The sequence below is a fragment of the Shewanella sp. SM87 genome, from assembly GCF_025653705.1.
GTDB lineage: Bacteria > Pseudomonadota > Gammaproteobacteria > Enterobacterales > Shewanellaceae > Shewanella > Shewanella oncorhynchi.
Window position 1 is genome coordinate 1 of the sequence record NZ_JAKKSC010000065.1, and the last position, 6,626, is coordinate 6,626.

The 6,626-nt window shown below is 42.8% G+C and carries 6 protein-coding genes; 3 read left to right on the forward strand and 3 right to left on the reverse strand.

The annotated features are described in order from the left end of the window. Together L5M11_RS23450 and L5M11_RS23455 are read right to left on the reverse strand one after the other, a co-directional pair. Positions 1 to 180 (reverse strand): transposase domain-containing protein (locus L5M11_RS23450; RefSeq protein ID WP_263142523.1); only part of this gene is annotated, 180 nt, incomplete at its 3' end. A 187-nt stretch (positions 181 to 367) separates the two neighbouring features. Next, positions 368 to 808 (reverse strand): DUF2846 domain-containing protein, encoded by a 441-nt coding sequence (locus L5M11_RS23455; RefSeq protein ID WP_263185930.1) that lies wholly within the window; start codon positions 806 to 808, stop codon positions 368 to 370. A 951-nt stretch (positions 809 to 1,759) separates the two neighbouring features. Between L5M11_RS23455 and L5M11_RS23460 the strand changes: the two genes are divergently transcribed. The 3 genes from L5M11_RS23460 (at position 1,760) to L5M11_RS23470 (ending at position 6,315) form a co-directional block, all read left to right on the forward strand. Next, positions 1,760 to 3,232, forward strand: coding sequence for a carbon starvation protein A (locus tag L5M11_RS23460; RefSeq protein ID WP_105250058.1), 1,473 nt, complete (start codon positions 1,760 to 1,762; stop codon positions 3,230 to 3,232). 312 nt (positions 3,233 to 3,544) lie between these two features. Continuing rightward, positions 3,545 to 5,710, forward strand: a complete 2,166-nt coding sequence (gene katG, locus L5M11_RS23465; protein WP_263185932.1) for a catalase/peroxidase HPI — start codon at positions 3,545 to 3,547, stop codon at positions 5,708 to 5,710. Between the two features lie 170 nt (positions 5,711 to 5,880). After that, the gene (locus L5M11_RS23470; RefSeq protein WP_028761608.1) at positions 5,881 to 6,315 is read left to right on the forward strand and encodes a PaaI family thioesterase; all 435 of its coding nucleotides are present in this window, start codon (positions 5,881 to 5,883) and stop codon (positions 6,313 to 6,315) included. 77 nt (positions 6,316 to 6,392) lie between these two features. Here the strand turns inward: L5M11_RS23470 and L5M11_RS23475 are convergent. Continuing rightward, positions 6,393 to 6,626, reverse strand: a 234-nt coding sequence (locus L5M11_RS23475) for a transposase (RefSeq protein WP_263186495.1), incomplete at its 5' end; no start/stop codon positions are given.

The following is a 6,626-nucleotide window of genomic DNA, read 5'->3' on the forward strand; positions in this document are numbered from 1 at the left end:
CCAAATCATCGCGTCCATCGGCAATTTACGCCGTCTTAACGTCGCAACGCCCTGAGAGTCTAGGCAAGATTGAATTAACTCAGGTTCTAACACATCTGCTAAGCAGGTGAATTCGGTTAGGCGGGTAATATGAGTACGGGCGAGTGCTTCTGAGAGTTGCATAAAAAAATCCGATGACATGAGGTCATCGGATTTTGATCTTTTCAGCGAGATCGTCAAGCGATCTGTCTTAACTGATCGGCATTAAGCCATTTGGCTGGTTTTTTGTTTTCTAGAACTTTTTAAAAGTCGTGATTATTAAAGATGCAACTGGATAAGCTATATTATTACAGCTGAATTTTTATAAAAGCACAAATTTAGCTATAAACTATTTGGCAAGTTTACATTCTTTAACATTCTTCATGCCTTCACCGTCAGTTACTGACTGCAACCCCGCACCGCCAACAAAAACACCTATTTTTATATATTGCTCGATAAAGTAGTTTTTACCACCTTCTGTCGATAGTTTTAAATTATTTTCACTGAATTCTGATTCGGTAGAAAGTGTTTTCTCGCCTGGTTCGACTTCCTTGTAGAAGTAGACTTTATTAGCAGATTCGCCAATCATCTCACCATTAATATAGATATTTTTCTTTAGAGCCTGACCCGCAAAACTATTGCGATATATATAAATCCCTGTTTTATTGTCAGCTGGCTTCTGGAATGTCTTAAGCTTTGCATCTTCCTCTTGTGAAGCCATTGGTACTGTGGCACAACCTGAGAGTAGAAGGAAAATGGCCAGCATAGGCGTTAGAAGTTTTTTTAACATGATTTGTCCTTAAATAAGTGTCTTATTTTAATTGTAAAAATACAAGCTTTTGTTATTTATATAAATTCATCTTGATTTATAACGTTTTAGTTTATTGAGCTTTTAAAGTTTTTAAATGTGTAATCTCCTTTGGGATCGTTTGAACATTCAACATGAATGCCATAACTTGGCAGAATGTATGGAATGTCATGTTGGTAAAGTTAGCTATTATCATTTTTGCGCAAGAGCACTCGGCCAAAAATAAGTTATTATAAAGTCATTAAGAGGCAGATTAATGGTGTTTTTATTTTTGCTAAATATAACTTAAGTTTTATTGGTTTATTAATGATTTATTTTAAATTTTGTGATGTCAAATAGTAGTTTTCTTTGTTTTCTGTTATTTTTAAAAGCTACTGAGTTTTTTATTTTTGGTCTTTGATTTTTTCTTGCAGTTTTACGATTTTTATAAATCGTAAAATGATTAAGTAATAAGTCGCTAGCGCTTAAGGTAGTTTTTTATGTTGCTGATTAACTAAATTAGACTCTGTTGCAATATGAAGTTATAGAATGGATTAGGTTTATTACTTGGGTAGGGGTTAAGTGGTCTGATATTTAGCTCAATTTATAAAGAAGTTTTAAATCAGCAATGATTTAAGTATTCTACTTAAGGTTACTTGTATGTCCATGGTTAACTTAGTAGGTGTTGACTGACTAGCTTAGTACTACTAAATCGTGGAATGGAATAAGGACGATGAGAGGAACTCAGTTTTAGCATGATAAGTACTGTTGCAGATAAATTGAATACTTCATATGGATTATTTTTAAACGCGTTTGTTCATCTATACCCACTCGTACGGCTGTTTCAGATAATCAACCCGACATTAGTCTAATAGTGTGTTGCTTGACCTCAGTCGCTAACTCAATGAAACTCTCCATTAAATCACCTCCTACTAAAGTATGGATAATTAAATAATGTTAATTTTCTTTATTTGTATCGCACTCTTAGTGCTTGCATACAAGTTCTATAGCCCCTTTGTTGAGCGGCAAGCGGGTATAGATCCTAAAGCGATTACACCACAGGCGAGATTCGAAGATGGCGTCGATTACGTTCCGGTTCATCCGGCTAAAGCGTTTCTGATCCAGTTCCTCAATGTCGCGGGTGTGGGGCCGATATTTGGCCCGATCCTCGGTGCACTTTACGGCCCAATAGCCTTAGTGTGGATTGTACTGGGGAATATTATTGGCGGCGCAGTACATGATTATTTTTCTGGCGTGCTCAGTATTAAAGAAGACGGTAAGAGTCTGCCAGAGATTGCGGGCCACTACTTTAATATTTACTTTAAAGGCGTGATGTTGCTGTTTACGGCTATGCTGCTGTTTTTTGTGGGCGTGGTCTTCATCATGAGCCCCGCAGGTTTGCTGAGTAATCTCGATTATTTTAAAGACACCATCTTTGGCAATAATACCTTCTGGGTGTTAGTGATTTTAGTCTATTACTTTTTAGCGACTATGCTGCCGATTGATAAAATCATCACTAAATTATATCCCGCATTTGGTTTGTTGATGATAGTCATGACAGTTTCTATCGCCGTTGCTCTAATGATCAATGCGCCGCAGTTACCTGAAATGGGGGATGTGTTTGCCTATTTCGACCACAGCCATTACAACAATGAGTTACTCGAACCAAACCCTGATGGACTACCTGTTTGGCCACTGTTATTTGTGACTATTACCTGTGGTGCGATTAGCGGTTTCCATTCAACTCAAGCGCCTATCATGGCTCGTTGCTTGACGAATGAGAAGTATGTTCGCCCTGTGTATTATGGCGCTATGGTTGCTGAAGGTATCGTTGCTTGTGTATGGGCAACGGCGGGTATTGCAGCTTTCCCTGGCGGTTATGTTGAGCTTAAGAGTTTGCTCGACCAAGGTGGCCCAGGTTTAGTGGTTAACCAAGTGGCAACCACGTATTTAGGTGTTGCGGGCGGTATTATGGCGATTGTGGCCGTGGCTATCTTCCCTATTACCTCTGGCGATACCGCATTTCGTTCGCTGCGTTTGACGATTATCGATGCCTTCCATATTCCGCAAAGTATGCGTAATCGTTTATTGGTTGCTGTGCCTATTCTGACCATTGCGTATTTTATGACGAAGATCGATTTCTCTTTGATTTGGCGTTACTTTGCTTTCTCAAATATGCTGCTATCAACCAGTGTATTGTGGTTAGCAACTAAGTACTTGTTCGATCGCGGGACCTTCCATTGGATTGTTAGCTTACCAGCGATTGGCGGCACCAGCGTTACTGTGTCTTATATTATGACTGCGGGTATTGGCTTAGGCTTACCGCAACCTTTGAGCCAGCCAGTGGGTATTGCTGTCGGAGTTATCTGTTTAGTTGCGCTGATCATTGCGCACAATAGACGCAAACCTGTGGCAGAAGTTAAATAGTCAATTATCCCATAGTTTTACCCAATAAAAATCAAGGGCTGCATTTTGCAGCCCTTGTTTTTTTATGATTGGTATCATTCTACTATCCTTTAATAGCTTATTTTAGAAAGGGTCATTTTTGCTGAATATTTTTTAATGAGCGGATTCATCGCGTTTCATCTAGAGGTAAGGTAAGGTCGTTAGACTGGTTTTTATTTCTCTATTGAAACGATTAGTCTGTGGTAGAGAGCGTTAAGCAGTACAAACTTGCGGCAAAAGTCATTTAGATTTTATTTACTTGAATATTTTTTGCGAACAGAAGGAGAGCACGTTATGTCTGAGAACAAATGTCCTATGCACCATTCTGCTGGTGGCACCTCGAATCGAGATTGGTGGCCTAAACAGCTCCGGCTCGATATTCTGCACCAACACTCTTCCTTATCTAATCCTTTGGGTGATGACTTCAATTATGCTGAAGCCTTTAAATCCCTCAATTTAGCTGCTGTAAAGCAAGATCTTCTCGCATTAATGACGGATTCACAGGACTGGTGGCCTGCAGATTTTGGCCACTATGGGCCGCTATTTATTCGTATGGCATGGCACAGTGCTGGCACCTATCGTACCGGTGATGGACGTGGCGGAGCGGGGAGTGGTAATCAACGTTTCGCACCGTTAAACAGCTGGCCAGATAACGTAAACCTCGATAAAGCACGTCGGCTCCTTTGGCCGATTAAACAAAAATATGGCAATAAAATCTCTTGGGCCGATTTGATGATCCTCACGGGTAATGTCGCGCTGGAATCTATGGGATTCAAAACCTTAGGTTTCGCTGGTGGGCGAGTCGATATTTGGGAACCCGAAGCTGATATTTACTGGGGTGCGGAAAATAAATGGTTAGACGATAAGCGTTACTCGGGAGAGCGAGATCTTGAAGATCCCCTCGCCGCAGTCCAAATGGGGTTGATTTATGTTAACCCTGAGGGACCCAATGGCGACCCAGATCCTTTCGCTGCCGCCGTTGATATCCGCGAAACCTTTGCCCGTATGGCGATGAATGATGAAGAAACCGTAGCCTTGATTGCAGGTGGTCATACTTTTGGTAAAACCCATGGTGCAGGTGACGCAGCATTAGTCGGACCTGAGCCAGAAGCCGCCAGTATTGAGCAGCAAGGGTTAGGCTGGAAGAGTAGCTACAAAAGCGGTAAAGGTGGCGATGCTATTTCCAGTGGTCTTGAAGTGACTTGGACATCAACTCCCACCCAGTGGAGTAATAATTTCTTTGAAAATCTATTCGGTTATGAATGGGAACTGACTAAGAGCCCAGCTGGCGCGCATCAGTGGATACCTAAAAATGGCGCGGGTAAAGGGGTGATCCCCGATGCGCACGACGCTTCAAAACGCCATGTGCCGGCCATGTTAACCACTGACCTTGCACTGATCTTCGATCCTGATTACGAGAAAATATCGCGTCGACTCTTTGAAAATCCTGATGAGTTTGCTGAGATCTTTGCAAAGGCTTGGTACAAGCTGACGCACAGGGATATGGGGCCATGCACACGCTATTTGGGTCCTGAAGTGCCAGCAGAAGAGTTTCTTTGGCAAGATCCCATCCCAGCGGTTGATCATCCCTTGGTTGATGAGCAGGATGTAACGGATCTTAAACTTAAGATTATTGGCTCTGGATTAACGATTTCAGAAGTCGTTGCAACCGCTTGGGCCTCTGCTTCGACCTACCGTGGTTCTGATATGCGCGGTGGTGCGAACGGCGCTCGAATTCGCCTAGCGCCGCAAAAAGATTGGCCAGTAAACCAGCCTGAGCAACTTGCTAAGGTGCTGAAAGTGCTTGAGACTATTCAGTCTGAGTTCAATCAAGGAGGTAAGCAAATCTCCCTTGCTGACTTGATTGTGCTGGCAGGCTGTGTCGGTATTGATCAAGCGGCTAGAAATGCGGGGGTTGAAGTGACGATTCCATTTACGCCGGGTCGTATGGATACCACACAAGCGCAAACGGATGTGGAATCTTTTGCGGTACTTGAACCTGTCGCTGATGGCTTTAGAAATTATCATCCCACTCCGTTTTCTGTTTCGGCGGAGGAGTTATTGGTCGATAGGGCACAATTGCTGACCTTAACTGCGCCGGAAATGACAGTGCTTATTGGCGGTCTGCGGGTGTTAGATACGAACTCTGATCAGTCAAAAATGGGTGTATTGACTGCGCGTCCTGAGTTTTTGACCAATGACTTTTTTGTTAACTTGCTCGATATGGGGACGACGTGGAAACCCACTTCTAAAGCGGAGGATATGTTTGTGGGTGTTGATCGTGTCAGCGGCCATCAAAAGTGGACTGCAAGTCGTGTTGATTTGATCTTTGGCTCTAATTCGCAGCTGCGTGCACTCGCAGAAGTGTACGCGAGCAGTGATGCACAGCTGCGATTTGTCGATGATTTTATCGACGCTTGGACTAAGGTGATGAACTTAGATAGATTCGATCTTCGCTGAGCTTATATTTATTAGTCTTTTTAGTGGTATATGGATCCAATTTAGGCGCCGCTGGGGTTAATGCGGACCGAGCGTTTAAGTGGATTTTCAGTTAAATGATCGCCTAATTCAAAGTGGTTAAGCGGTCATTTTTATTCATGTGCTTTGACGCTCATCAATTTAGGTGGAATATGAATATTCAGCAAATGTCGGGTTTAGCTATTTTACAGGCGATGGCAAGGGGTGAATTACCCGCACCTTCTATCTCTCTCACTATGCCAATGTCGCTGGTTCAAGCCGACGAAGGAACGGTGACATTCCATGCGACTGCCGATGATAAGCACCTCAACCCATTGGGCGGCGTTCATGGTGGTTTTGCCGCGACAGTATTGGATTCGGTTACTGGTTGCGCCGTGCATACATTGCTTGAAGCGGGTGTAGGTTACGGCACTATCGATTTGAATATTAAAATGATTCGACCTGTGCCTAAACATCAAGTGTTAGTGGCTGAGGGTAAGGTGATCAATTTATCTAAGTCTTTAGGTATTTCGGAAGGTACGCTAAAAACGCAAGATGGAAAACTGCTCGCCACTGCTACGGCGACTTGTATGATTTTAAGGCCATAAACCGATTTTGCGGGCTGGCGATATTATCTCTTCGAGTTAACACGCTGAGCAGATAATTAACCTAACCTGAGATCGGTTTAACTAGCCATAACTGTAATAGCATTAAACTCTGCGTTAGTGATGTTCAGTTGTGGCTTATTGTCTTTCAATTGATAGGCGATGAGTCCCGCAATCATGTTGAGCATAAAACCATGTACGCTGCGGTGTCTAGAGTGCTCTATTTGAGAGATGTTTTTTAACTGGTCGTTGATGGTTTCTATGATGAAACGTCTAGACAGCATCGCTCTATCCCACAACGACATCGCTTTTAC